This window comes from Arthrobacter sp. 10T44 (assembly GCF_056393885.1).
This window is the reverse complement of sequence record NZ_JBFTGT010000005.1, coordinates 182,044-206,871: the sequence shown is the minus strand read 5'-3', so window position 1 is coordinate 206,871 and position 24,828 is coordinate 182,044. Positions and strand designations below refer to the sequence as shown.

19 protein-coding genes and 1 riboswitch are annotated in these 24,828 nt (G+C 68.5%); of the genes, 7 read left to right on the top strand and 12 right to left on the bottom strand.

Translation table 11 applies throughout. The annotated features are described in order from the left end of the window. The first annotated feature begins 12 nt into the window (after positions 1-12). A complete protein-coding gene (locus AC1DBL_RS11270; RefSeq protein WP_476926119.1) occupies positions 13-2,232 on the top strand; it encodes an NADP-dependent isocitrate dehydrogenase in 2,220 nt (739 codons plus the stop codon). A 131-nt stretch (positions 2,233-2,363) separates the two neighbouring features. Here AC1DBL_RS11270 and AC1DBL_RS11265 read toward each other — a convergent pair whose 3' ends face one another. The 8 genes from AC1DBL_RS11265 to AC1DBL_RS11230 all read right to left on the bottom strand — a co-directional run bounded on the left by AC1DBL_RS11265 (position 2,364) and on the right by AC1DBL_RS11230 (position 13,373). Then, positions 2,364-2,954, bottom strand: coding sequence for an SRPBCC family protein (locus tag AC1DBL_RS11265; RefSeq protein WP_476926118.1), 591 nt, complete (start codon positions 2,952-2,954; stop codon positions 2,364-2,366). A gap of 166 nt (positions 2,955-3,120) precedes the next feature. Then, the gene (locus AC1DBL_RS11260; RefSeq protein WP_476926117.1) at positions 3,121-3,642 is read right to left on the bottom strand and encodes a mucin-associated surface protein; all 522 of its coding nucleotides are present in this window, start codon (positions 3,640-3,642) and stop codon (positions 3,121-3,123) included. Continuing rightward, complete coding sequence (locus AC1DBL_RS11255) at positions 3,639-4,922, bottom strand: serine/threonine-protein kinase (protein ID WP_476926125.1); 1,284 nt, start codon at positions 4,920-4,922, stop codon at positions 3,639-3,641. Before AC1DBL_RS11255 ends, AC1DBL_RS11260 begins: the two co-directional genes overlap by 4 nt. Positions 4,923-6,795: 1,873 nt before the next feature. Further along, complete coding sequence (locus AC1DBL_RS11250; protein ID WP_441418540.1) at positions 6,796-7,866, bottom strand: Gfo/Idh/MocA family protein; 1,071 nt, start codon at positions 7,864-7,866, stop codon at positions 6,796-6,798. Positions 7,867-8,017: 151 nt separating this feature from the next. Then, positions 8,018-9,118, bottom strand: a complete 1,101-nt coding sequence (locus tag AC1DBL_RS11245) for a substrate-binding domain-containing protein (protein ID WP_441418539.1) — start codon at positions 9,116-9,118, stop codon at positions 8,018-8,020. 63 nt (positions 9,119-9,181) lie between these two features. Next, a complete protein-coding gene (mmsB, locus tag AC1DBL_RS11240; protein ID WP_441418538.1) occupies positions 9,182-10,450 on the bottom strand; it encodes a multiple monosaccharide ABC transporter permease in 1,269 nt (422 codons plus the stop codon). Between the two features lie 45 nt (positions 10,451-10,495). Continuing rightward, positions 10,496-12,052 (bottom strand): multiple monosaccharide ABC transporter ATP-binding protein, encoded by a 1,557-nt coding sequence (gene mmsA / locus AC1DBL_RS11235; RefSeq protein WP_175323572.1) that lies wholly within the window; start codon positions 12,050-12,052, stop codon positions 10,496-10,498. Positions 12,053-12,182: 130 nt separating this feature from the next. After that, positions 12,183-13,373 (bottom strand): ROK family transcriptional regulator, encoded by a 1,191-nt coding sequence (locus AC1DBL_RS11230; protein ID WP_441418537.1) that lies wholly within the window; start codon positions 13,371-13,373, stop codon positions 12,183-12,185. A gap of 241 nt (positions 13,374-13,614) precedes the next feature. On the opposite strand from AC1DBL_RS11230, the gene AC1DBL_RS11225 reads away from it, so the two are divergent. Continuing rightward, positions 13,615-14,433 carry a nitrilase-related carbon-nitrogen hydrolase gene (locus tag AC1DBL_RS11225; protein WP_476926124.1) on the top strand — a complete coding sequence of 273 codons (819 nt, stop codon included), beginning with the start codon at positions 13,615-13,617 and terminating at the stop codon, positions 14,431-14,433. Here the strand turns inward: AC1DBL_RS11225 and AC1DBL_RS11220 are convergent. Further along, positions 14,412-16,163: a PucR family transcriptional regulator gene (locus AC1DBL_RS11220; RefSeq protein ID WP_476926116.1), complete on the bottom strand. Its 1,752-nt coding sequence runs from the start codon at positions 16,161-16,163 to the stop codon at positions 14,412-14,414. The two genes, AC1DBL_RS11225 and AC1DBL_RS11220, sit on opposite strands and share 22 nt — an antisense overlap. A 160-nt stretch (positions 16,164-16,323) precedes the next feature. Between AC1DBL_RS11220 and AC1DBL_RS11215 the strand changes: the two genes are divergently transcribed. Both AC1DBL_RS11215 and AC1DBL_RS11210 read left to right on the top strand, forming a co-directional pair. Beyond that, complete coding sequence (locus AC1DBL_RS11215; RefSeq protein ID WP_441418535.1) at positions 16,324-17,862, top strand: amino acid permease; 1,539 nt, start codon at positions 16,324-16,326, stop codon at positions 17,860-17,862. Beyond that, positions 17,859-19,583, top strand: coding sequence for a flavin monoamine oxidase family protein (locus tag AC1DBL_RS11210; protein WP_476917638.1), 1,725 nt, complete (start codon positions 17,859-17,861; stop codon positions 19,581-19,583). The genes AC1DBL_RS11215 and AC1DBL_RS11210 overlap by 4 nt, the downstream gene beginning before the upstream one ends. Before the next feature lie 76 nt (positions 19,584-19,659). Here AC1DBL_RS11210 and AC1DBL_RS11205 read toward each other — a convergent pair whose 3' ends face one another. Beyond that, on the bottom strand, positions 19,660-20,178 hold the full coding sequence (locus AC1DBL_RS11205; RefSeq protein WP_441418533.1) for a gamma carbonic anhydrase family protein: 519 nt from the start codon (positions 20,176-20,178) through the stop codon (positions 19,660-19,662). Between the two features lie 106 nt (positions 20,179-20,284). Here AC1DBL_RS11205 and AC1DBL_RS11200 point away from each other — a divergent pair, with 106 nt between their 5' ends. Then, positions 20,285-20,773, top strand: a complete 489-nt coding sequence (locus AC1DBL_RS11200; RefSeq protein ID WP_441418532.1) for a DUF2231 domain-containing protein — start codon at positions 20,285-20,287, stop codon at positions 20,771-20,773. A gap of 91 nt (positions 20,774-20,864) precedes the next feature. Here the strand turns inward: AC1DBL_RS11200 and AC1DBL_RS11195 are convergent, their stop codons facing one another. Together AC1DBL_RS11195 and purU are read right to left on the bottom strand one after the other, a co-directional pair. After that, positions 20,865-21,278 carry a class I SAM-dependent methyltransferase gene (locus AC1DBL_RS11195; RefSeq protein WP_441418531.1) on the bottom strand — a complete coding sequence of 138 codons (414 nt, stop codon included), beginning with the start codon at positions 21,276-21,278 and terminating at the stop codon, positions 20,865-20,867. Positions 21,279-21,344: 66 nt separating this feature from the next. Then, the gene (gene purU, locus AC1DBL_RS11190; protein ID WP_476926115.1) at positions 21,345-22,205 is read right to left on the bottom strand and encodes a formyltetrahydrofolate deformylase; all 861 of its coding nucleotides are present in this window, start codon (positions 22,203-22,205) and stop codon (positions 21,345-21,347) included. 31 nt (positions 22,206-22,236) lie between these two features. Continuing rightward, a riboswitch (ZMP/ZTP riboswitch) is annotated at positions 22,237-22,322 on the top strand. Positions 22,323-22,493: 171 nt separating this feature from the next. Here purU and glyA point away from each other — a divergent pair. Together glyA and AC1DBL_RS11180 are read left to right on the top strand one after the other, a co-directional pair. After that, positions 22,494-23,795, top strand: a complete 1,302-nt coding sequence (gene glyA, locus AC1DBL_RS11185) for a serine hydroxymethyltransferase (protein WP_441418529.1) — start codon at positions 22,494-22,496, stop codon at positions 23,793-23,795. Positions 23,796-23,799: 4 nt separating this feature from the next. Further along, entirely contained in the window at positions 23,800-24,741 is a 942-nt protein-coding gene (locus tag AC1DBL_RS11180) for a bifunctional methylenetetrahydrofolate dehydrogenase/methenyltetrahydrofolate cyclohydrolase (protein ID WP_476926114.1), read from the top strand. Positions 24,742-24,828 lie beyond the last annotated feature (87 nt).

Genomic DNA, 24,828 nt, shown 5'->3' with positions numbered 1-24,828 from the left:
GACGCCCGAGCAATGGCCAAGATTATCTATACCCACACCGACGAAGCGCCGATGCTGGCCACCTATTCGTTCTTGCCGATTGTCGAGGCATTCGCGTCGACGGCCGGTGTGGAAGTGGAGACCCGCGACATTTCGCTAGCCGGCCGCATCATCGCCGTCTTCGGCGACTACCTCACCGAAGAGCAGCGCGTCAGCGACGCCCTGGCTGAACTGGGCGCGCTCGCCAAAAAGCCCGAGGCCAACATCATCAAGCTGCCCAACATCAGCGCCTCCGTGCCGCAGCTGAAGGCCGCCATCGCCGAGCTCCAGGGCCAGGGCTACGCCCTGCCGGACTACCCGGACAACCCGGCCTCGGACGAGGAGACGGACATCCGCTCCCGCTACGACAAGATCAAGGGCTCCGCCGTGAACCCGGTCCTGCGCGAAGGCAACTCCGACCGCCGCGCGCCGCTCTCGGTCAAGAACTACGCCCGGAAGAACCCGCACAGCATGGGCGCCTGGACCCCGGAGTCCAAGACCAACGTCGCCCACATGGATGCCGACGACTTCCGCTCTAACGAGAAGTCCGTGGTCATTGAGGCGGATACCAACCTCAAGGTCCAGCTGTTCAAGGAAGACGGCACGGTCAAGGTCCTGAAGCGGGCGTTCCCCGTGCTGGCCGGCGAAGTCATCGACGGCACCGTGATGCGCGCCGCCGCCCTGGACACCTTCCTCGCCGCCCAGGTTGCCCGGGCCAAGGAAGAGGGCGTGCTCTTCTCCGCACACCTGAAGGCCACCATGATGAAGGTCTCCGACCCGATCATCTTCGGCCACGTCGTCAAGGCCTACTTCTCGGACCTCTTTGCCACCTACGGCGATCAGATCGCCGCGGCCGGCCTGAGCCCCAACAATGGCCTCGCCTCCATCCTCAACGGCCTCGAGGACCTCCCGGAAGAGATCCGCGGCGACGTCGAAGCCGCCATCCAGAAGGGCCTCAACGACGGTCCCGAGCTGGCGATGGTCGACTCGGACAAGGGCATCACCAACCTGCACGTTCCCTCCGACGTCATCGTCGATGCCTCGATGCCGGCCATGATCCGCAGCTCCGGCCACATGTGGGGCCGCGATGGCCAGGAGGCCGACACCCTCGCCGTCCTCCCGGACAGCAGCTACGCCGGGATCTACCAGGTCGTCATCGACGACTGCCGCGCCAACGGCGCCTTCGACCCGACCACCATGGGTACGGTCCCGAACGTCGGGCTGATGGCCCAGGCCGCCGAGGAATACGGCAGCCACGACAAGACCTTCGAGATCCAGGCCGCCGGCACCGTCCAGGTGGTCGACGACGCCGGCACCGTCCTGATCGAACACCAGGTTGCCCCCGGTGACATCTGGCGCGCCTGCCAGACCAAGGACGTGCCCATCCGCGACTGGGTCAAGCTCGCCGTCACCCGCGCCCGCGCCTCCGCCACCCCGGCCGTGTTCTGGCTGGACAAGGGCCGCGCGCACGACGCCCGGATGATCGCCAAGGTCGAGGAATACCTCAAGGACCACGACACCGAGGGCCTGCAGCTCGAAATTATGTCCCCGGACGAGGCCACGGCCTTCACCCTGGCCCGCCTGCGCAAGGGCGAGGACACGATCTCGGTCACCGGCAACGTGCTCCGCGACTACCTCACGGACCTGTTCCCGATCCTTGAGCTCGGCACCAGCGCTAAGATGCTCTCGATCGTTCCGCTGATCAACGGCGGCGGCCTGTTCGAGACCGGCGCCGGCGGCTCGGCCCCGAAGCACGTCCAGCAGCTGCTCAAGGAAAACCACCTGCGCTGGGACAGCCTGGGCGAGTTCCTGGCCCTCGCCGTGAGCTTCGAGCACCTGGCAACCTCCACGGGCAACGCCCGCGCGCAGGTCCTCGCGGACACCCTGGACCGCGCCACCGGCACGTTCCTGCTGGAGAACAAGTCCCCGAAGCGCAAGGCCGGCGAGCTGGACAACCGCGGCAGCCACTTCTACCTGGCCAAGTTCTGGGCCGACGAGCTGGCACGCCAGAGCGACGACACCGAGCTGGCCGCGGCCTTTGCCGCCGTCTCGGACGCCCTGGCCGCCAACGAGGAAACCATCGTCGGCGAACTGCTTTCGGTCCAGGGATCCCCGGTGGACATCGGCGGCTACTACCGTCCGGACGAAGCCAAGGTCTCCGCCGTGATGCGGCCCTCGGCCAAGTTCAGCGAAGTGCTGTCCCTGCTGGGCTAGCCCGCACAACGCGAATGGCGCACCGGGAGCTCCCGGTGCGCCGTTCGGCGTTTAAGCAACCGGCCGGTCCATGTCCGGCCGACGACGGCGGTGCGTCCCGCCGTCGTCGGACCGTGGCGGCCGGCGAGTGCCTAGCGGTCGGAGATCCTCCGGCCGCCGCCGGCCTCGCTGGCCGGTTCGGTTGCCAGATCCGGGTCCGCGTCCAGCGGCGCTCCGGTCCCCAGCACGTCGTACTCCGGGTCGGTCACCGGCGTCAGCCCGCCCGCTTCCCCGCTGTTGACCCGTTCGCGCCACGCGCCGGTCTCAAAGTCGCGGCCCTCAATGAACTTCTTGAACCGCTGCAGGTCCGCCCCCACCTGCCGGGAGTCCAGCCCGACCGCAGCGCCGATTTTCTCGGTTGCAGTGCCGGGCTCCCAACTGAGTTCGACGTCGACCCGGGTCTCCGCCGGTCCCAGCTCCGCGAAGCGCACGGTGCCGGCGTTTCGGGGGCTGTCCAGGCTTTCCCAGGACACCTGCCGGTCGGGGTCCTGGCTAGTGATCCTGGCGTCGTAGTCGCGCTTGACCCCGCCGATGCTGGTCTGGAAGTGGACGGTGGTGTCATCGAGCTGCTGGACGGCGTCGACGCCGCTCATAAACTGCGGGAAGTCTTCGAACTGGGTCCACTGGTTGTAGGCCTGGCTCAGGGGGACGTTGACGGCGATGGATTCCTGGACTGTTGCCATGCTTGCTTTCACTCCTTCGGCTGGCAGGCTGCGGCCTGCGCGTCGTTGCAAGGGACGGATACAAGGTTGGTACAAGTGCTCGGACAGCGGTTGGGTCAGTCAGGCCGTTTCCGGCCTGACTGACCAAGCTAGCCGGATCCGGCTAATTGTGAAAGTCCGCGCGCCGTCAGTGGCCGCCCTTGCCCTTGCCCTTGGGCTTGCTCTTCACTACGGGGACAGGCGCCACGGGAGCCGGCGCCGCCGCTGCCTGGGCCGCGGCGGCCGCCTTCGCGGCTGCTGCTGCCGCCGCTGCCTTGGCTGCCGCCGCAGCCTTGTCGGCTGCTGCCTTCTTGGCCGCCGCCGCATCCCGGGCGGCTTTTTCGGCCGCCGCCTGCTTGGCCGTGAGGTCGGCGCGCACGGCATCGATGGCCGCCTTGATGCTTTGGTGGCGTTTGAAGGACACTTGTCCGTCCGCTGCCGCCGCGTCGAGCCTGGCCGTCAGTTCGTCCAGCAGTTTCAATGCGCCGGCGGAGTCGTTGGTGGCTGCGGCCTCGGTCACTGCCAGGACCTGGGACTGGAGCTGACGTGCAGCCGTGCCGTCCAGCTCGGGAGGAGTGCCGCATCCGGTGAGCGACCCTGCGATCAGGGCAGCGGTGAGCAGCGGACCGGCTAAGGCCAGGTTCCACCGCCGTTTGCCAGTGGCATTCATGGTTGCACGCTCTTCTGCAGTTGCTTCAGGTGCTCGCCCAAATCGCCGGAGACGGCCGGATAGGGCACGACGGCGGGCGGCTGGGGGACAGTGAGGGAGACGGCGACGGCGGCTGCCGCAAGGAGCGCCACCAACGCGAGGACGACCGCGATCCTCGTGCGGAGTCGGGCCCGCCGGAAGCGTGCGAGCGGGCGGGCCAGCACGCCTGCGCGGCGCGCCGGGGCGTCGTCCGGGGTCAGTGCGTGGTGCCGGCGGGTTCCGGGCCTGATGCCCGGGGCCTGGCCGGCCGAGCCCGCCGCTGTGTTTTGGACAGGGTCCTGAGCTGTGTCCTGGACAAAGTCCCGAACTCCCGTCGCCGAGCGCGGCGGCCTGGCGGGCGGTGCGGGCAGTACCCTGGTCCGTTCTTCGGCCAGCAGGCCCGGCAAGGAGTCGGGGGAGACCAGGGCCTGGCGCAACGCAGCCTCCAGGTCGGCCGCCGCGGGGCGGTCCAGGGGGTCCAGTGCGGTCATGGCCCGGATCAGCTGGGCCCACTCGGCCGGCACCGCGTCAGGAACAACGGGGGCGCGGTGCAACCGGGCCACTGCCGACTCGACGGCGCTTCCCGGGTACTCCACGGAGCCCTTGATGCACTCCAGCAGGACCAGTCCCAGCGAGTAGATGTCGCTGGCCGGGCCCATGTCGGCGCCGCGGGCCTGCTCCGGACTCAGGTAGGCGGCCGTTCCCACCATCGTTCCGGTGGCGGTGAGCCTGGTCCCGTCGATGATCCTGGCAATGCCAAAATCGGTCAGCTTTGGCCGCAGCGGTTCGCCAGGCCGGACCTGCACCAGCAGGACGTTGGCCGGCTTGATGTCGCGGTGGATGATTCCGAGGGAGTGGACGTAGGCGAGGGCATCCGCGAGTCCCGCGCCGATCACGGCAAGCTCGTCGTAAGGGACCGCGCTGTGCCGGATCCGGCTCCGGAGGTCCTGGCCCTCCACCAGTTCCATGGTCAGGAAGGGCCTGGGCTCGTCCGGGATCCGGGTGTCCGTGCCGGCGTCGAAGAGCGTTACGAGGCTCGGATGGTTCAGTGTGGCCAGGAGTTCGATCTCGGCCTGCTGGCGCTTGAGCTCATCGGCCTCCGCGGATTGCGGGGCGAAGAGCTTGAGCGCGACGTCCCGGCCCAGGTTCTCGTCCCGGGCAGAGTACACGGACGCCATGCCGCCCCGGCCGATCACTTCGCCCAGACGGTAGCGGCCGCTCAGGATCTCGGTCGTGACCTCACTGGGTAAAGCGTCCACGATGTTCCCCGTCTTTCGTCCTGGCGCCGCGGTGGCGTCCCTAAAGAATAATACGGGTGCGGGTATCGGGTTCCGGCACGGGCCGCATCGTTCAGCTGTCGTCTGTGGTGGCGGTTTCACCTTTCTCGCGAAGGGAGGGGGTGCCGCCGGAGCCTGCGAGGCCGTTGAATCCCCCAGCGGACCCAACGACTTCGCTCCGGCGGCAATAGACCTGGACGGGAGCGGCCACGCGTTACGGTGGCCGTCCCGCGGGCGGAGCTTGCGCCGGCGTCGGGCGCAGCAGCCGGCGTGGGCATTGCCGCAGGGATGCGCGATGGGTGGGGGCCGGACCGGACGCGAGGAGCGCTGAGACGGCGCGCCTAGGCGAAGCGTTGGTGCCGGGTATCCGGTCGCGGACGGTGGTGTCCATGGGGAAATCTCCTGAATGACTGGTGGCGGGCGTGCGTGGCAGCCCGAAGGACCGTGCTCTGCGCAGGAAAGTGGCAGAGGACGGCCCTACTAGTCAGGAGAAGATCCGGGATCGGCGGCGACAGCAGGATGGACGTGCTGTAGCGGGCCGCTGATGGGGTCGGTGCCCATTGGTGGGATGAGGAAGAACGCGCTTGGCGTCCACGCAGCAGCGCCGGAAGGCCCGCTGGACGTGGAACCGCTGCCGGACCCCGACCCTGGGGTCGGCGGGAGCGCAGCGGGGGCAGGCAGCCCGGTGTCGCCGCCACGGGGCCGGGGCGCGTCATTGCCGCCCGTGGGCGCCGCGGGGGCACCGTCTCCGGTCGACCGGGGGCTCGCAGGAGTTCGGTTTCCTGCCGCCAAGGCACCCGGCAGGCTGCCGCGGGCCGGGACGTCCGGCAGGGTCAGGGAGGGAACGTAGCCGTGGCCCGCCGCAGGGTAAACGGCCTGAAGGCCGCGCGGCCGGTCCACAGCCGCCGGGCTTTGCTTCAGCAAGGGATCAGCGCTTGCCGGAGAAACTGCGACGGTCTTCCGGGGCGGGACAAGCGGTGCAGGGCCGGCCCCGACCTGGCCCGGGACGACCACGGGGACGACTACCGGCACCGGTACCACCGCAGGCGGGGTGGCCGGGGGTACCGTGCCGGGGACGGATCCGCTCACTGGGGGCGCTGGCTCGGGAGCGGACGGGACAGCCGGGAGGTCTCCGGCGCCGGTGTCGGGAGCCGTGACCGGAACAGCCGGGTCCGCGACCGGTGCCGGATCACTGGAAGGGGCGGGCGCAGGCTCTCCGGGCGGGACCGGCGCGGGAGCCGGGGCGGGCTCGGCCGGGGGACTGGCGACCGGCTCACTGACCGGTGGGACGGGGGCCGGAGTCTCGGTAACCTGGGAGGCCGGTTCGGGCTGGGCAACAGGCAACACCGGTTGCGGGACGACAGGAGGCGCGTCGGACTCCGCAAGCGGCACAACGGGTTGCACGACGGCGGGCTCCGCGACAACTGGCGCCGGGACAGCCGGCACAGGTACAGCCGGAGGCGAAGCCGGAGGCGAAACCGGAGCGGGGGTGACGGCAGGCGCAGTCGGGGCTGGAGCCGACGGTGCCGGGCTTACGGGTGCTATCGGGTCATCGGCCTTCGGGAATTGGATCATGGTCACGACGGCCGAACCGGGGGCGGGTGGAACTGCGCTGGAGACCTTGAGTTCGTCGGCGTTGGCCGTGGCGGCGGAGAGCGCCAGCCAGGTCAGTCCGGCTCCCAAGGCCAGCAGCCCCCGTCGCAGGAAGCGGCGCGCACGGGGACGGCTGGCTGCAGATTCCATGCGCAACACACCTCCCCGAAATCCATCGACGATTGGCCTACAGAGTAAGTCCGGGGGCCGGGGCGAGTCCATAGTCCACGGCAAACTTGGGCCCACAAAGCCCGGAAATCCAGGGTCAGCGCACGTCGTTCGGGTAGCTCACTCCCAGCTGGGCGCGGACGCCGTCGAACAGCCGCATGGTGTTGAGGGAGTCCTCCAAGGGCATCACCGGACTCTCGGTGAGGCCCTGCTGGATGCATCGGGTGACCTCGCGGAGTTCGTAGCTGTAGCCGCGCCCCACAACGCTGAACTGTTCGGTGCGCGGCTCCTCGAAGCCGACCCGCACGACGAGTTCCGTGGGGTTGTTGACCGAGCCCAGGCTCTGCAGGAACCCCTGGCTCCCGGCCACCGTGGCGGCGCGCGGCCCATGGGCCAGAAGCGAGGAGGTCAGCTGCGCCTGGGCCCCGTGGTGATAGCCCAGGGTCAGCGCGTTTTGGGCGTCCACGCCGTCGTCATTGATCCAGCCGGTGGCACTGACCGTCTGCGGGAAACCCAGCGTGCCCAGCGCCCACAGCAGCGGATAGATGGTGATGTCCAGCAGGGCTCCGCCGCCGTCCCTGGGAGCCCACAGCCGGGAGGTGGGGGAGTAGGGGGCCGGGAAGCCCAGGTCCGCGCCGACCCACTTGACCTCGCCGATCTCACCCGAAGCAGCGATCTCGAAGGCCCGCTGCATGCTGGGCAGGAACCGGCTCCACATTGCTTCCATCAGGAACAGCCCCTTGTCCCGCGCCAGCTCCACCAGCTCGGCCGCCTCCCGGGCGTTGACGGTAAGGGCCTTCTCGCACAGCACATGCTTGCCGGCCCGCAGGGCCGCCAATGCGATTTCGTGGTGGTGGGCGTGCGGCGTGGCGACATAGACGACGTCGACGGCGTCATTGGCCAGCAGCCGGTCGTAGCCGGCCACGCCGTCGTGGTCCCCGTAAGCCCGGGCAAAGCCATAGTCGGCCGCGAACGCGTCGGCCGCTGCCTGGCTGCGCGAGCTCACCGCGTAGAGCTCCGCGTCCGGGAGGAGTTCGAGGTCCCGGGTGACGGCGGCGGCGATCCCGCCGGTGGCGACCACACCCCACCGCAGCCGGGCGCCGGTGGCCGTCCGCGGGTCCTGGTCGGGTTGGTTGGACAGCCACGGCTTCGCGATAGGGGCAGACATGCTGCCATCTTCTCACCCGGCTGCGGGAGGGGCGGGTCTTTGGCGGCGCGAGGCGCGGGAGGGGCGCGGTTTTGGGGTACAAAAAGGCCCCGGCCCTCCGCGGTGAACTGGTCACTGCGGGAGAGCCGGGGCCCGGTTTTAGAGCGTCAGACTACTTGGTGATCGGTCCGAGTACCGGATCGTCGACGTAAGCGGTCTTAACGTTTTCCTTGGTCACGATGACCGGCTCCAGCAGGTAGGCCGGGACGGTCTTGACCTTGTTGTTGTAGGACTTGTCATCGTTGATCTCAGGCGTCTTGCCGGCCTGGATGTCCTTGACCATGGTGATCGCGTGCTCGACGAGCTTGCGGGTGTCCTTGTTGATGGTGGAGTACTGCTCACCGGCCATGATGGACTTCACGGACTCAACTTCGGAGTCCTGCCCGGTGACGACCGGCAACGGCTTGCCTGCGGCCTTGACCGAGGTCAGGATGGCGCGGGCCAGCGTGTCGTTCGGGGACAGCACGCCGTCCACGGAGGCGCTGCCGTAGGTGCCGGCGAGCAGGGTGTCCATACGGCGCTGGGCGTTCTCAGCCTTCCAGCCCTGGGTAACGGCCTGTTCGAAGGTCTTCTGGCCCGACTTGACCACGAGGGTGCCGTCGTCGATCTTCGGCTGGAGCACCTTCATGGCGCCGTCGAAGAAGACCTTCGCGTTGGCGTCATCGGGGGATCCGGCGAACAGTTCGATGTTGTACGGGCCCGAGGGCTTCTTGGCCTTCATGCCGTCCAGCAGGGCCTGGCCCTGCAGCTCGCCAACCTTGAAGTTGTCGTATGCCACGTAGTAGTCCACGTTGGGGGTGTTCAGGAGCAGACGGTCGTACGCGATGATCGTGGCGCCGGCGTCCTTGGCCTGCTTGAGCTGGGTACCCAGCTGGGCGCCGTCGATGGCACCCACGATGATGACCTTGGCACCCTTGGTGACCATGGCGCTGATCTGGTTCTGCTGTTCCGAGACGCCGCCGTTGGCGAACTGCACATCTGCCTTGAAACCGGCACCCTTGAGGCCGTCGTTGAACAGCTTCTCCGCCAGCACCCAGTTTTCACTGGTCTTCTGGGGGAGTGCGACGCCGATCGAGGAGTCCTTGGGGAACGCCTCGGCGCCGCTGCTCGCGCCACCGGACGTTCCGCTGTCGGAACGGCCGCAGGCTGTCAGCGCCAGTGCCGCAATAGCAGCGATCGCTGCTGCCTTTCCTGCTTTACCAATCATTTGCATTGCTTGGTTCACTTTCTATAGATGGTGTTCGGAGAATCAGGGGTATCGGGGCCAAGAAACCGGTCAGGCTTCCTTGGCAATGACCTCTTTGGTGGAGGTGGTTTCGTCGGGCTTGATCTCGTTGCCGCGGCCGAAGTTCTTCATCATCATGCCGATGATCGACCGCTTGCCCTGGGACTTGTTGTAGACGTCGAAGGCGACGGCGATCAGGAGCACCAGGCCCTTGATGATCTGGGTGAGGTCGGCGCCGACGCCGAGCAGCTGCAGGCCGTTGTTCAGTACGGCCATCACGAGGCCACCGACGATCGAGCCGATCACGGTGCCGACGCCGCCGGTGACCGCGGCGCCGCCGATGAAGACGGCGGCGATCGCGTCAAGTTCCCAGCCGACGCCGTCGAACGGGCCGGAGGCGGTGGAGCGGCCGACGAAGATCATGCCGGCGAGGCCGGCCAGGATGGACATGTTCATCATGACCAGGAAGTTGATCTTCTTGGACTGCACGCCGGACAGCTCGGCCGCGTGCCGGTTGCCGCCGACGGCGTAGACGTGGCGGCCCACGATGGTCTTGGAGGAGATGAAGCCGTAGACCAGGACCAGTACGGCGAGGATCAGGCCAGGGATCGGGAACGAGGTGCCCGGACGGCCGGTCGCGAACAGGTACGTGGCGTAGAGGATGGCGCCGCAGATCAGGACGAGCTTGGTGACGGTCACCCAGGCTTCGGGAACCTCGGCGCCCAGGGCCTTGGCCTTCCGGCGGGAGCGGATCTCGCTGACGATGACGAATGCCACACCGGCCAGCCCCAGCAGCAGGGTCAGGTTGTTGTAGCCGGTGACCGGCCCGAATTCAGGCAGGTAGCCGGAACCGATGTACTGGAAGTCGGCGGGGACCGGGATGGTGTTGGACTTGCCAACGAACTGGTTGAAGCCGCGGAAGAGCAGCATGCCGGCCAGGGTGACGATGAAGGCCGGGATGCCGACATAGGCGGTCCAGAAGCCCTGCCAGGCGCCGATCAGGACGCCGAGCAGCAGGCCGAACAGGATGCCGAGGTACCACGGGATGCCCCAGTCCTGAATCATCAGGGCGACGCTGACACCAACGAATGCCGCGACCGACCCTACGGAGAGGTCGATGTGGCCGGCGATGATCACCAGCACCATGCCGATCGCCAGGATCAGGATGTAGGAGTTGCCGTTGAAGAGGTTGATCACGTTGCCCGGGGTGAGGGTGTTGCCCCCGGTGGCGATCTGGAAGAAGACGATCAGTGCAACCAGGGCGAAGATCATGCCGAATTGGCGGGTATTGCCGCCAAAGAGCTTCTTGAGCGCGTTCATTTTGTCAGTCCTTGTTGTCCGGAATGTTCTGGATGGTCCAGAGGGTCAGGCAGTCTTGCGGGCGGAAGTCATGAGTTTCATGAGGCTTTCCTGGCTGGCTTCCTCTTTGTTCAGCACGCCGGTGATGGCGCCTTCGAAGATGGTGTAGATGCGGTCGGAGAGCCCCAACAGTTCAGGAAGCTCCGAGGAGATCACGATGACGCCCTTGCCCTGGTTGGCCAGTTGCTGGATGATCCCGTAAATCTCGTACTTGGCGCCGACGTCGATCCCTCGGGTCGGCTCGTCCAGGATCAGCAGGTCCGGGTCGGTGAACATCCACTTCGCCAGCACCACCTTCTGCTGGTTGCCGCCGGACAACTTGGCGACGCCTTCCTCCACGGACGGCGTCTTGGTGCGCAGCGACTTGCGGTACTGCTCGGCGACGGTGAATTCCTTGTCGGCGTCGACGACGTTGTGCTTGCTGATCTTCTTCAGCGCCGCCGAAACCGTGGTGGCCTTGATGTCGTCCAGCAGGTTCAGCCCGAGGGACTTGCGGTCCTCCGTGACGTAGCCGAGGCCCGCGTCGATCGCCTGCTTGACGGTCTTGAGGTGCAGTTCCTTGCCATCCTTGTAGACCTGGCCGGAGATGAAGCGGCCGTAGGAGCGGCCGAAGAGGGAGCGGGCGAGTTCGGTGCGCCCGGCGCCCATCAGGCCGGCGAAGCCGACGATCTCGCCGCGGCGCACGAAGAAGTTGGAGTTCTTGCAGACCAGGCGGTCCTGGATCTGCGGGTGCCCCACGTTCCAGTTCTTGACCTCGAAGAACGTCTCGCCGATCTTGGGTTCGTGCTCCGGGAACCGGGATTCCAGGGTCCGGCCCACCATGCCCTTGATGATGCGGTCCTCGTCGACGCCGTCAGCCTTGACGTCGAGGGTCTCGATCGACTTGCCGTCGCGGATGATCGTGATGGAGTCGGCGATCTGCTCGATCTCGTTGAGCTTGTGCGAAATGATGATCGAGGTGATGCCCCGGCCCTTCAGGCCCAGGATCAGATCCAGCAGGTGCTGGGAGTCCGATTCGTTCAGGGCCGCGGTGGGCTCGTCGAGGATGAGGAGCTTGACCTTCTTGTTCAGCGCCTTGGCGATCTCGACCAGCTGCTGCTTGCCGACGCCGATTTCCTTGACCGGGGTGTCCGGGTCCTCGCGGAGCCCGACCCGGGCGAGCAGTTCGGTGGAGCGGATCCGTGCCTCGGCCCAGTCGATCACCCCGCGCCTGGTCGGCTCGTTGCCCAGGAAGATGTTCTCCATGATGGACAGCTCCGGGATGAGGGCCAGTTCCTGGTGGATGATCACGATGCCGGCGTGCTCGCTGGCCCGGATGTCCTTGAACTGCTGGACTTCGCTCTGGTAGACGATGTCGCCGGTGTAGCTGCCGTAGGGGTAAACGCCCGAGAGCACCTTCATGAGGGTGGATTTTCCGGCGCCGTTTTCGCCGCAGATGGCGTGGATTTCGCCGGCCTTCACCCGCAGGTTCACCTCGGCCAATGCTTTAACGCCGGGGAACTCTTTGGTGATGGAGCGCATCTCGAGAATTATCGGATCGCTGTGCGTGTTGAGGGACGTCATCTGCCCTTACGCCTCCAATGCATGACTTCGTTGTCCGCCCCTGCAAACCGCAGGGCCGTCTGATGGAAAAGTAAACTGGATCACGCCGTTGTCGTCAAGTCTTTAACGCAACGGCTAGGTAACGGCTGCTTTAGTTTCGCCGTATTCCGGCATGTTGGAAGACCAGCGCGGTGGCGCCAAGGGCCTCGGCACGGTCGCCAAGCGAGGACATCGTCAGGGTGGTGGTTTCACCGATGACGGGGACCGCGTGGCGCACCAGGCCGCGCCGGATCGGGTCCAGCAGCAGTTCGCCGAGTCCCGCCAGCGGGCCTCCCACCACGATCACCTCCGGGTTGATGAGGTTCGCGACGTTGCCCAGCGCGCGGCCGACGGCGAGCCCGGCGTCGTCCACCACCCGGAGCGTTGCCGAGTCCCGGGCGCGTGCCTTGCGCACGATGTCCTCCGGGGTCAGCGGCGCGTCCTCGCCCCGGCCCAGCAGCTCGATCATGGTGGTGGTGGAGGCGATGGTTTCCAGGCAGCCGCGGTTCCCGCAGCGGCAGACGAGGCCGTGCTCGTGGATGGTGGCATGGCCGATTTCGCCGGTGATCCCGACGTTCCCGTAGTACGGCATTCCGTTCAGGATCAGCCCGGCGCCGATGCCCGAGCCGATCTTCAGGAAGAGCAGGTTGCTGATGCCGGTGTGCGGGCCCCACGTCACCTCGGACAGCGCGCCCAGATTCGCGTCGTTGTCGACGAATACCGGCAGATCCAGCGCTTCCTCAAGGCGTTTGAGGATGTTGATGCCCACCCACTCTGGCAGGATGGCGCCCTGCGCCACGGTGCCGGTGCGGCGGTCGATAGGGCCCGGGATGCCGACGCCGGCCCCCACCAGGGCGCTGCGTTCCACGCCGCTATTGGCCAGCAGCCGGTCGAGCACCCCGACGGCGGCGGTGATGCCCTCCTCGGCGTGGTGGCCCAGTGGCAACAGGACCGATTCCTCCGCCACCACGTGGTAGCTGAGCGAGGCCAGGACCACCCGCAGGTGGCGGCGGCCGAAGTCGATGCCGACGGCGACGGCACCGTTGCTGTTGAGCCGGACGTTCAGGGCGCGGCGCCCGGAGCTGGTGATCGGTTCGGTGGACGCCAGCCCCGCGTCCTGCATGATCTTGACGATGTTGGAGACCGTGGCGGTGGATAGTCCGGTCTGCCGGGCCAGTTCCGCCTGGGTGGAGGGGCCGGCCAGCAGGCATTCAATGATCCGCTGCTGGTTCAGATGTCGAAGCGCGGACTGCGACCCGGGGTTTTTAGTGCGGCTCCTCGTTGAGCGCGTTGGTGAGGGCATGCAATGAAGAGTGCCGCATCCTGGGCTTGTAGTCAAGAAGTTAACGCATGGAGTGCGCCGCTACGGGATTCCGGCGGCGCCGCGGGGTGCCACCCGGCCTGCGCCCCGCCGCAGGGACGTTCCGCCCTGACCGCCCGCCGACCGGGCGGATTTGCACCAGCCCGGCCTTTCCGGGCCGAGGCTAGGCTGGAATAGAGTCCGCGGCAGGCCTGCGGAAAGTCCGGAGAATCTCGAGGTGGTTATGGTGCTGCTGGCCCTGATGCAAGCGAACTCGGCCGTGCTCGACGTGGCGGCGAACGTGGCGGCGGTCGAGGAGGCTGCGCGTGCAGCATCCGCCGAGGGCGCGCAGCTGCTGCTGACGCCGGAACTCTTTCCGGTCGGGTACGCGCCGATCCGGCTGCGTGCGGCCTTTGATCCCGCCACGCTGCCGGCGCTCCGCGCGGCCCTGGCCGGGGTGGCCCGGCGGCACCGGATCGCGCTGGTGTACAGCCTGCCCGCCGTGACGCCGGCAGGGGAGTGGCGGATCTCCGCCACCCTGGTGGATGAATCCGGCGAGGAGTTGCTCCGCTACGAAAAGGTGCACTTGTTCGGCCCCGATGAACGGGAAGCGTTTGCTGCCGCCAGCGAGGCCCCGGATGTCGTGGAGTTCCACGGGTTCAAGACCTCGCTGGTCATTTGCTACGACATCGAGTTTCCCGAGTCCGCCCGGGCCGCCGCCCTGCGCGGCGCTGAACTGCTGCTGGTGCCCACGGCCCTCGCCGGCGGATTCGACGCCGTGCCGGAGGTGCTGGTCCGGGCCCGGGCGCTGGAGAACCAGCTGACCGTGGCCTACGCCAACCACACCGGCGTGGAGGCGGGCTGCGAGTTCCGGGGCGGCAGCATCGTCGCCGGCCCGGACGGTTCCGTCCTGGCCGCGGCCGGACCCGGCGTGGAGCTGCTGTTCGCCGACGTCGGTGTGCCGGCGGACGCCGCCGAGGACGCCGCGGAGCACGGTGCCGACGCCGCGGTGGCCTATCTGCGCGATCGCCGCCCGGAGCTCTACCGCGCCTGGGGGATCTGAGCGGCGGACGTCCGTCCGGCGGACGTTGAGGCTGCCGGGGAGTCGGTAGCGGCGGCCGCGAAGACAGTCGGGACGGTGGCGCCGGCGCCGGCGTCGGCCAGCTCCGGGCCGCCCAGGTACTGCAGCGCGACCCAGAGCTCCGCGCGGGCTTGGGCCTGGTTGAGATCCAGGCCCAGCAGGTCAGCAATGACGCCGAGCTGCCGGCGGACGCTGTTACGGTGCAGTCCCGTGGCCTTCGCGGTGGCGTCCCAGCTGCCGTTCTCGCCAAGCCACGCGCGCAGGATGCCGAGCAGGCTGTCGCGGCGCTCCGGTTCGAGGGCGAGTACGGGTGCCAGCAGGCGCCCGGCCAGCAGGGTGCCGGCCTCGGGGCCGAGCAGGCCCGTCACGGACCAGGTGACGTCGTCCTCCCGCACGCTCCGGCGGCCGGTGAGGACCTGGTTTCGCAGCGAGGAGGCGCGCTGGTGGGCGCCGGCCAGGCCCTCGAAGTCGGTGCCCCCGCCGATCACCAGGCGCCAGCCGAGACGTTCCACCTCGGCGAGCAGCGCGTCGTCGACCCTGAGCCGGGTAATGGCGGCAAAGCCGTAGTCGGTGAGCTCCACAAGTTTGGTGTCGAAGAGCCGGCGCCATTCGAGCAGCTCCCGCACCGGGGCTTCGCCTGTGCGGCGCGGACCGTCCGCCGGCCGGGCGCCCCCGGCGGCGGCGCCGACCCGGACTCCCTGGACGACGCGCAACTGCCCGGACCGGGTGGAGGAAATGCTCTGCGCCAGCAGGTCCTTCAAGCCGGTGACGTGCCGTGCCGTTCCGGAGGCCACGGTCTCCGGATGCAACAGCAACGCCGTGGCCAGCTGGCTCGGGGCCAGGGAACCGCTTGTGCGCTGGCGGACCAGCAGTTCCAGCAGCCCGACGGCGGTGGAGACGACACTGTTCTGGGCCGGGGTCAGCGGTGCGTCCGTGCCGAGGACAAGGGCGCCGAGGTTGGCGTCCCGGGTGCTGCGCAACGGATACCCGAAGACCAGCGAGGAGCCTGCGGCGTCGAATGAATCCATCTCCACCCGGGGACCGCTGCCGGCGAGCAGCCGGGTCAGCAACGGCTGCAAAGCGGCGGAATCGACTCCCGCTGCGGCGCCGGCCTGGAGCCCGGCGGAACCGGCCGCACCGCGGGCCCGGACTCGTCCGTCCGCGCCGAACAACACGGCCCAGACCGGGACGCGCTGCACGAGGGCCGCGAGGAGTTCATGTTCGGGACGCGCAGACAGGACCGCGCGCATCAGTTGCCGGTTGGTGTCGGCCAGTTGGCGGAAAGTCTTGGCGTTGTCGGATTCGAGGAGCCGGGAGAATTCGAGTCCCAGGGCGGCGAAGGGGAGGCTGCCCGGGATGGACACCAGGGTCAGCCCGTGCCGCCGGCAGGCCGCGACCACAGCGTCCGGCACGGCCTCGAAATAAGGTTCCAAGCCGAAGCCGAGCGCCCCGACCCGGGCCCGGACCAGGCGCTGCACGTAGGCATCCACCGCCGCCTCGCTGCCGCCGACGCCCTCGAAGGGAAGGCCGGCGGTAAGCAGGAACTCGCCGTCGAGCAGGTAGGGGGTCGGGTCGGCCAGCTCGCTCGGCTCGACCCAGCGTAAGCGCTCGTCCCCGTTGCCGGCGTCGTGCAGGACCTCCAGCGCCGGGAGCTGGCGCAGGAACTGCGCCAGCGTGACGAAGCCGAAGCGCTCGGCGTCCTCAGCAGCCACGGCCGGGGCCTTTCCGGCGGCGGCCCGGCGCGCCGTGTCCCGGTGCAATATGTCTCATGACTGAAGACTATAGGTCATTTTGCACAACGGTGAGAGGTGGCTCACAGCCCTAGGGTTGGTCTGGGGAAACCGACCACTACTGAAGATAAGGACGTCAACGATGACTGTGCCAACTCTGCTCGGGGAACGCCCACCGGCCGCCGCCAGCCGCCCCGGGCTCGCCGCCCAGCTCCTGCGCCGCAAGCCGATCGGACAACTGGTCCGCGAGGCCGAAACCGGGCACGGCGGCACGCGGCTGGTCCGCAGCTTCGGTGTGTTGCAGCTGACCATGATCAGCGTCGGCGCCACACTCGGCACGGGCATCCTGGTGATCCTGGGCGAATCGGTCCCGCTGGCCGGCCCGGCCATCTGGATCTCCTTTGCCATCGCCGGCTTGGCGGCCTTGCTCTCGGCCGTGTCGTACGCGGAGATGGCCGGCCTGGTGCCCGCCGCCGGGTCAAGCTACTCCTACACGTACGCCACGATGGGCGAGGGCATGGCCTGGATCTGCGGCTGGTGCCTGGTGCTCGAATACGCTGTCTCCGTGGCCGCCGTCGCGGTCGGTGCGGGCCAGTACGTCAACGAGGCCCTGGCTGTCTTCGGCCTGACGCTTCCGGACACTGTTTCGCAGCCGCCGGGAGCAGGCGGCGTGCTGAACCTGCCCGCGATCGTCATAGTCGTCCTGGCCATGGTGCTCCTGGTCCGCGGCGCCAAGGAAAGCGCCTGGATCAACACCGCGATCGTCCTGGTCAAGGTCGGCATCCTGCTGTTCTTCTGCGCCGTGGCCTTCACCGCCTTCAACGGCGGGCACTTCGAACCCCTGATGCCAATGGGCGCCGCCGGAGTCTCGGCCGCTGCCTCCCGGGTCTTCTTCTCCTACATCGGCTTCGACGCCGCCTCCACGGCGGGCGAGGAAGCCCGCGATCCCAAGCGCGACCTTCCGCGGGCCATCCTGCTCTCCATGCTGATCGTCACCAGCATCTACGTGCTGGTGGCCGTCGCCGCGATCGGCGCCCGGCCCTGGGGCTGGTTCGACGGCACCGAAGCGGCGCTCGTGAAAATCCTGGAGGAAATCACCGGCCAGCCGTGGGTCGGTGTGCTGTTCGCCGTCGGCGCCGTGCTCGCCATCGCCAGCATCGTGCTGACCGTCCTCTACGGACAGACCCGGATCCTGCTGTCCATGTCCCGCGACGGCCTCGTTCCCAAGGTCTTCGGCCGGGTCTCGGCCCGGACCGGGACCCCGGTTGCCGGAACCCTGATCGTGGGCACCGCCGTCGCGCTGACCGCCGGCCTGGTGCCGCTCGGCGCCCTCGCGGATGCCACCAGCATCGGCACCCTCTTCGCGTTCGCGCTGGTCAACGTGGCCGTCATCCACCTGCGGCGCAGCCGGCCGGAACTCACCCGCAGTTTCCGCGTCCCGCTCTTTCCGCTGACACCGGTCCTCGGCGCCATCATGTGCGCCTACCTGATGGCCAACCTCGGTGCCGAGACCTGGGCGGTCTTCGCTGCCTGGATGCTCGTGGGCCTTGCCGCCTACTTCGGCTACGGCCGGAAGAATTCCAGGGTGGCAGCCCTGAGCCACGAGGAATACCGTGAACTATCCGGCCGCCAACCCGCAAACACCACCCCAACCCAGGAAGTGAAGGCAGAGATCTCATGACCACCGCCACCGAACTGCCGCCGCCCGGTCCGGCTTCCACCCCGGCTCATGTCCCGGCCGGGGACGGAACGCCCGCGGCGCCCATCACCATGCTGAATCCGGATTTCCCGTTCAGCTACGACCACTACCTGGCCCACCCGGACGGCTTGGGCTCCGTGCCGCCCGAACTGTACGGGACCGAAGTCGCCGTCGTCGGGGCCGGCCTGTCCGGGTTGGTGACCGCCTACGAGCTGATGAAGCTGGGCCTGCGGCCGGTGGTCTATGAGGCCGACCGGATCGGCGGCCGGCTGAGGACCGCCAGTTTCCCGTCCGCCCCCGGCGTCGTGGCGGACCTCGGCGGCATGCGTTTCCCGGTCTCGGGCAAGGCTTTCTACCACTACGTCGACCTCCTCGGCCTGCAGACCCAGGAGTTCCCGAATCCGCTGGCGCCGGCGACCTCCAGCACCGTGATCGAGCTCGCGGGCCAGAAGTACTACGCCGAGACCGCCGCGGACCTGCCGCCGTTCTTCCTTGAGGTGGCGGACGCCTGGAAGGCGGCCGTGAACGACGGCGCCGCGTTCGCCGAGATGCAGGAGGCCATCCGGGCCCGGGACACGGCCCGGATCAAGGAGCTGTGGAACGCGCTGCTCCCCGAACTGGACGAGCAGACGTTCTACGGCTTCATCGCCGGCAGCGACGCCTTCAAGCAGGCCGGCTTCGCCCACCGCGAGGCGTTCGGCCAGGTGGGCTTCGGCACCGGCGGCTGGGACACCGACTTCCCCAACTCCATCCTCGAAATCCTTCGGGTGGTCTACACCGACGCCGATGATCAGCACCGGCTCATCGCCGGCGGCGCGCAGCGGCTCCCCGAGGCGCTGTGGGAGCACGCGCCGTCGGGCATGGCCCACTGGCCGGACGGCACCTCCCTGGCTTCCCTGCACGCCGGCGCCCCGCGGGGCGCCGTGGACCGCATCGCGCGGGACGGCGACGGGGACTTCCGGGTCCGGGAACGCTGGGGGCGCGAGGCGGCGTACCCGGCGGTGGTGACCACGTGCCAGTCGTGGCTGCTGTCGACGCGCATCCACACGGACGAGTCCCTGTTTCCGGCGCAGCTGTGGACCGCGATCGAGCGCTCGCACTACATGCAGTCCTCCAAGACCTTCGTCATGGTCGACCGGCCGTTCTGGAAGGACATCGACGCGGAGAGCGGCCGTGAGGTCCTGTCCATGACGCTGACCGACCGGCTGAACCGGGCCACGTACCTGCTGGACAACGGCCCGGACCAGCCGGCCGTGATCCTGCTGTCCTACACCTGGAACGACGACGCGCTGAAGTGGCTGGCACTCGATGCCGAAGAACGCGTGAAGCTCATGCTGCACTCGCTCGAGCAGATCTACCCGGGCGTCGACATTGCCAGCCACATCGTTGGCCAGCCGATCACCGTCTCATGGGAGGCCGACCCCAACTTCATGGGCGCGTTCAAAGCCAACCTGCCGGGGCACTACCGCTACCAGCAGCGGCTCTTCACCCACTTCAAGCAGGATGCCCTGGCCGCCGAACAGCGCGGCATCTTCCTCGCCGGCGACGACATTTCCTTCACCGCCGGCTGGGCGGAGGGTGCCGTGACCACCGGTTTGAACGCGGTCTGGGGCGTGGTCAACCATCTCGGCGGCCGGAGCGCCCCGGGGAACCCGGGACCGGGAGAGCTGCTCTCCGAACTGGGCCCGATCGCCCTGGACTGAATGGACTGGACGGAGTGGGTCCGGACTGAACGGACTGAACGGCCCGGGTCCAGCCCCCGCGCTGGCACCCGGGCGGTCAGGCGTGCAGTTCGCGGTGGGCGCGGGCGAGCTCCTGGTAGTGGGCGGCGTTGTGCTTGACGCCCTCGAACTCCTCATCGCTCAGTTCGCGGCGGACCTTCGCCGGCACCCCTGCGACGAGTGACCGGGGCGGCACCACGGTGCCTTCCAGGACCACCGCGCCGGCGGCCACGAGCGAGCCGGCGCCGATCACCGCGCCGTTCAGGATGGTGGCGCTCATGCCGATCAGGCAGTCGTCCTCGACCGTGCAGCCGTGCACCACGGCGCTGTGGCCGACACTGACCCGGGCGCCAATGGTGCAGGGGAAGTCCGGGTCCGCGTGCAGCACGACGTTGTCCTGCAGGTTGGTGCCGGCACCCACGGTGATCGCGGCGGTGTCGGCCCGGACCGAGACGCCGTAGAAGGCGCTGGAGTTCTCTGCCAGCGTGGCCCTGCCAATCACCGAGGCGCTCGGGGCAACGAAGGCGGATTCGTGGACGGCCGGGGTGTCACCGGCGAAAGCGTAAACGGGACTCATGCCTCCAGCCTAGGACACCGGCCTCTTGCGGGCAGGGCGGCGCTGAGTAGTATCGGGGCCATTCCAACGCACACCCCTGGAGGTGGCCGAGATGTTCCTGCAGTTGATGAAACGTTTGGAAGGCGCCGATGTGCTCGACCCGGCCGTCCGGGCCGCGGAGCCGCTGGCCTCCCGCCTGATCGCCGACGCCCGGCTCCGGCGCTTCTTCCGCGGCGACGCCACCGGCATCCCGCCGCACGTGATCCTCACCGATGTACCCTTCGGGGCGTGGTTCATGGCGATCTTCCTGGACCTCTTTCCGGACGAGGGCAGCCGGCGCGCCGCCCGCCGGCTGGTGGGCCTCGGCCTCCTCGCAGCGGCGCCGACCGGACTCAGCGGCTGGGCGGAATGGGCCCGGGCCGACCCAGCCACGCGGCGCGTCGGCGTCGTCCATGCCGCCTCCAACCTCGCTGCGACGCTGCTCTTCCTGGCGTCTTGGCGCGCGCGGCGCAAGGACCGCCACCGGCTGGGCGTGCGCCTGGCACGGGTGGGCGCCGTCCTGCTGGTTGCGGGCGGCTTCCTGGGCGGCTACATGCGCAGCGTCCGGCGCCCCTGACAGACAGACGCTCCCGCGGATCCGGCGGAAATCGGCGGAACGCTCCCGCCACACGTGCGGGAGCGTGTGCTGGAGACGCCGGGGGCGCTGCTCAGGCGGGGGAGCGGAGGACCGTGAAGCCGCGTCCGAGGCCGGGGTGCCCGGGTTCGGGCACGACGACGGCGACCGGCGCCCCGGGTTCCGCCACCCGCCGCAGCTCACGGACGACGTCGTCCCACTCCGACGGCGGCGATCCCGCCAGCGCGTCCACCGCCCAGACGGCGGGGAAGGCTGCATCGGCAAAGGGCAGCGCACGGCCGGTCGCGACGGAGGCGGAGAGCCCCCTGGCCCGGGCGGCATGGATGTTCTCCTCCGAGGCGTCCACGCCGGTGAAGTGGATCCCGGCGCGGACAAAGAGCAGCCCGTCCGCGCCGGAGCCGCAGTCCAGGCCCAGCACGCCGCGCCGGCCCTCGGCCTTGAGGAGGGCGAGAAAACCGGAGAGATTGTCCTGCCGCGTTGATGCCATGGCTCCAGTTAAGGGCGGAGCCGGAGTGAAGACAAGCCCTGGCTGAACGCCCTTAGCTGGACGGCCCTAGCTGAAAACAACGGTTCGGTTGCCGTCCAGCAGCACCCGGTGCTCGGCGTGCCACTGGACGGCCTGGGCGAGCGTGCGGCCCTCGACGTCGCGGCCCATCTGGACAAACTGCTCGGCGGTGCGCCGGTGGTCCACCCGGATGACTTCCTGCTCGATGATCGGCCCCTCGTCCAGGGCTGCGGTGACGTAGTGAGCCGTGGCGCCAATAAGCTTCACGCCGCGGGCATGGGCCTGGTGGTACGGCTTGGCGCCCTTGAAGGAGGGCAGGAAGGAATGGTGGATGTTGATGGCCTTGCCGGTGAGCTCCGTGCACAGCTCGTCGGAGAGGATCTGCATGTACCGGGCCAGCACCGTGAGCTCGATGTCGTGCTCGGCCATGAGCGTGCGCAGCGCGTCCTCGGCCTCGACCTTGGTGTCCCGGGTGACGGGGATGTGGTGGAACGGGATGCCGTAGAACTCGGCCAGGCCCGCGAGATCCCGGTGGTTTGAGACGATAGCCGGGATCTCGATCGGCAGGGTGCCGGAACGCTGCAGGAACAGCAGGTCATTGAGGCAGTGCGCCGAGGTGCTCGCCATCAGCAGGGTACGGACCTTCCGCCCGGCCGGGTTAAGGCTCCATTGCATGCCGAAGGCCTGGGCCACCGGTTCAAGCGCGGCGTGCAACTCGGCCGGCGCGGCCGCCGTCGTCGCCTCGACCCGCATGAAGAACGTTCCGGTGCCCTGGCTGCCGTACTGCTGCGAGTCCGTAATATTGCAGCCGGCCACGAGGAGGGCGCCGGCCACGGCGTGCACGATCCCGGGGCGGTCCGGGCAGGAGAGGGTCAGAACGTAGGAGGCAGTCAGCTGGTCTTCAGTCACGAAAGACAGCCTACCCGCGGCTGGGATAGTCTGGACCCGTCGCAACTGGCGTTGGGTGGCTAACCACCAGGGAGCGGCACGCACGCAGACCACGGATCGTACGCCTGGGCCGAGGGTCATGTTTTTCCGGACGGCAGCCACGCTGCCGTCCCGCCGACGGCATCCCCTCAGGGTGCTGCGCCTGCAGTATGGGCCCCGTTTCGGGTGCCCGTAATTTAGCGGCGCCGCGGCGGGCCAGCCGGTAACCTGACCTTAAAGCAGTGACCGTTGCCAAGCCAGGAGTTCTTCGTGACTACTTCCCTTAGCCTTTCCTCAGCAGCCGTGAGCAACCAGCCGCTCGCTGAACTCGACCCCGAAATTGCCGCCGTCCTGGCCCAGGAGCTCGGCCGCCAGCGCGGCACCCTGGAAATGATCGCCTCCGAGAACTTCGCGCCGCGCGCCGTGATGGAGGCACAGGGTTCCGTCCTGACCAACAAGTACGCCGAGGGCTACCCGGGACGCCGCTACTACGGCGGCTGCGAGTACGTAGACATCGCCGAGCAGCTCGCGATCGACCGCGTCAAGGAGCTTTTCGGCGCCGAGTTCGCCAACGTCCAGCCGCACTCCGGTGCGCAGGCCAACGCCGCAGCGCTGTCCGCCATGATCACCCCGGGAGATAAGATCCTGGGCCTCTCGCTGGCCCACGGCGGCCACCTCACCCACGGAATGAAGCTGAACTTCTCCGGCAAGCTGTACGAGGTCGCCGCCTACCAGGTCGAGGAAGACAACTTCCGGATCGACATGGACAAGCTCCGCGCGCAGGCCATCGCCGAGAAGCCCAAGGTCATTATCGCCGGCTGGTCCGCCTACCCCCGCCACCTCGACTTCGCGGCCTTCCGCTCGATCGCCGACGAGGTCGGCGCGCTGCTCTGGACCGACATGGCGCACTTCGCCGGCCTGGTGGCCGCGGGACTGCACCCGAGCCCGGTCCCGCACTCCGACGTCGTCACCTCCACCGTGCACAAGACCCTCGCCGGTCCCCGCTCCGGCGTGATCCTGGCCAAGCAGGAGTGGGCGAAGAAGATCAACTCCAACGTCTTCCCCGGCCAGCAGGGCGGACCGCTGATGCACGTCATCGCCGCGAAGGCCGTCGCCTTCAAGATCGCCGGCACGGAAGAATTCAAGGAGCGCCAGGAGCGTGTGCTGGAGGGCGCCCGGATCATCGCCGACCGCCTGAACCAGTCCGATCTCTCCGACGCCGGAGTCTCCGTGCTGACCGGCGGCACCGACGTGCACCTGGTCCTCGTGGACCTGCGCAACTCCCAGCTGGACGGACAGCAGGCTGAGGACCTCCTGCACTCGGTCGGCATCACGGTCAACCGAAACGCCGTTCCCTTCGACCCGCGCCCGCCGATGGTCACCTCGGGCCTGCGCATCGGCACTCCGGCCCTGGCCACCCGAGGCTTCGGCGCCAAGGAATTCACCGAGGTCGCGGAGATCATCGCCACCGCGCTCAAGGCGGGGTCCGCGACCGACGTCGAAGCGCTCCAAACCCGCGTGGACAAGCTTGCCGAGGACTTCCCGCTGTACCCGCAGCACGAGCAGTGGTGATCCGATGACCGCCACTGACTCTGTCCCCGCAGACTCCGCACCGACGCAGGCGAACACCGCCCGGGTCCTGGACGGCAAGGCGACCGCGGCCGCGATCAAGGCCGAGCTTACCGAACGCGTCGCCGCGCTGAAGACGCATGGGATCGTTCCGGGCCTCGGCACCATCCTGGTCGGCTCCGACCCGGGCAGCACCTGGTACGTGGGCGGCAAACACAAGGACTGCGCCGAGGTGGGGATCACCTCGATCCGCCGCGACCTGCCGGAAGAGACCAGCCAGGAGGAGCTGCTGGCCGTGGTGCGGGAGCTCAATGAGAACCCGGAATGCACGGGCTACATCGTCCAGCTGCCGCTGCCGGCGCACATTGACCAGGACGTCATCCTGGAGGCCATGGATCCGGAGAAAGACGCCGACGGCCTGCACCCGATGAATCTGGGCCGGCTCGTGGCAAATGTCAGCGGGCCCATGAAGTCCCCGCTGCCCTGCACGCCCAAGGGCTGCGTGGAACTCCTGACCCGGCACGGCATCGACCTCAACGGCAAACGCGTCCTCGTGGTGGGCCGCGGTGTCACGATCGGCCGCCCGGTGGGCCTCCTGCTCACCCGCAAAGACGTCAACGCCACCGTCATCCTGGCCCACACCGGCACCGTGGACCTGCCCGCCGAACTCCGGCAGGCCGACGTCGTGATCGCTGCGGCCGGCCAGCCGCACATGATCAAGGCAGGGGACCTCAAGCCCGGCGCCATCGTGCTCGACGTCGGCGTCAGCCGCGTCGACGACGGCACCGGCAAGGCCGTGGTGACCGGGGATGTCGAGCCCGCCGCGGCCGACGTCGCCGCCTGGCTGTCGCCGAACCCCGGGGGAGTGGGGCCGATGACCCGCGCCATGCTGCTGGCCAACGTGGTGGAAACCGCGGAACGCCAGCTGGCAAGCGGGCCCGCCGCCTAGGTGTACTGAGCGCGCAGGGCGCCCCCTCCTTCGGGAGCGGGCGCCCTGGCCGTTTAAGCCGGACATCACGAATTGGCAAACGTCTGG

Bases quoted from the DNA above. Each gene is read 5' to 3' on its own strand.
- mmsA (WP_175323572.1), bottom strand. From the start codon at position 12,052: ATGACGTCCCTCAACACGCACAGCGATCCGATAATTCTCGAGATGCGC.
- AC1DBL_RS11225 (WP_476926124.1), top strand. From the start codon at position 13,615: ATGGTGCTGCTGGCCCTGATGCAAGCGAACTCGGCCGTGCTCGACGTG.
- AC1DBL_RS11260 (WP_476926117.1), bottom strand. From the start codon at position 3,642: ATGAATGCCACTGGCAAACGGCGGTGGAACCTGGCCTTAGCCGGTCCG.
- AC1DBL_RS11230 (WP_441418537.1), bottom strand. From the start codon at position 13,373: ATGCCCTCACCAACGCGCTCAACGAGGAGCCGCACTAAAAACCCCGGG.
- AC1DBL_RS11215 (WP_441418535.1), top strand. From the start codon at position 16,324: ATGACTGTGCCAACTCTGCTCGGGGAACGCCCACCGGCCGCCGCCAGC.
- AC1DBL_RS11265 (WP_476926118.1), bottom strand. From the start codon at position 2,954: ATGGCAACAGTCCAGGAATCCATCGCCGTCAACGTCCCCCTGAGCCAG.
- AC1DBL_RS11270 (WP_476926119.1), top strand. From the start codon at position 13: ATGGCCAAGATTATCTATACCCACACCGACGAAGCGCCGATGCTGGCC.
- AC1DBL_RS11245 (WP_441418539.1), bottom strand. From the start codon at position 9,118: ATGCAAATGATTGGTAAAGCAGGAAAGGCAGCAGCGATCGCTGCTATT.
- mmsB (WP_441418538.1), bottom strand. From the start codon at position 10,450: ATGAACGCGCTCAAGAAGCTCTTTGGCGGCAATACCCGCCAATTCGGC.
- AC1DBL_RS11180 (WP_476926114.1), top strand. From the start codon at position 23,800: ATGACCGCCACTGACTCTGTCCCCGCAGACTCCGCACCGACGCAGGCG.
- AC1DBL_RS11195 (WP_441418531.1), bottom strand. From the start codon at position 21,278: ATGGCATCAACGCGGCAGGACAATCTCTCCGGTTTTCTCGCCCTCCTC.
- AC1DBL_RS11200 (WP_441418532.1), top strand. From the start codon at position 20,285: ATGAAACGTTTGGAAGGCGCCGATGTGCTCGACCCGGCCGTCCGGGCC.
- AC1DBL_RS11210 (WP_476917638.1), top strand. From the start codon at position 17,859: ATGACCACCGCCACCGAACTGCCGCCGCCCGGTCCGGCTTCCACCCCG.
- AC1DBL_RS11250 (WP_441418540.1), bottom strand. From the start codon at position 7,866: ATGTCTGCCCCTATCGCGAAGCCGTGGCTGTCCAACCAACCCGACCAG.
- AC1DBL_RS11205 (WP_441418533.1), bottom strand. From the start codon at position 20,178: ATGAGTCCCGTTTACGCTTTCGCCGGTGACACCCCGGCCGTCCACGAA.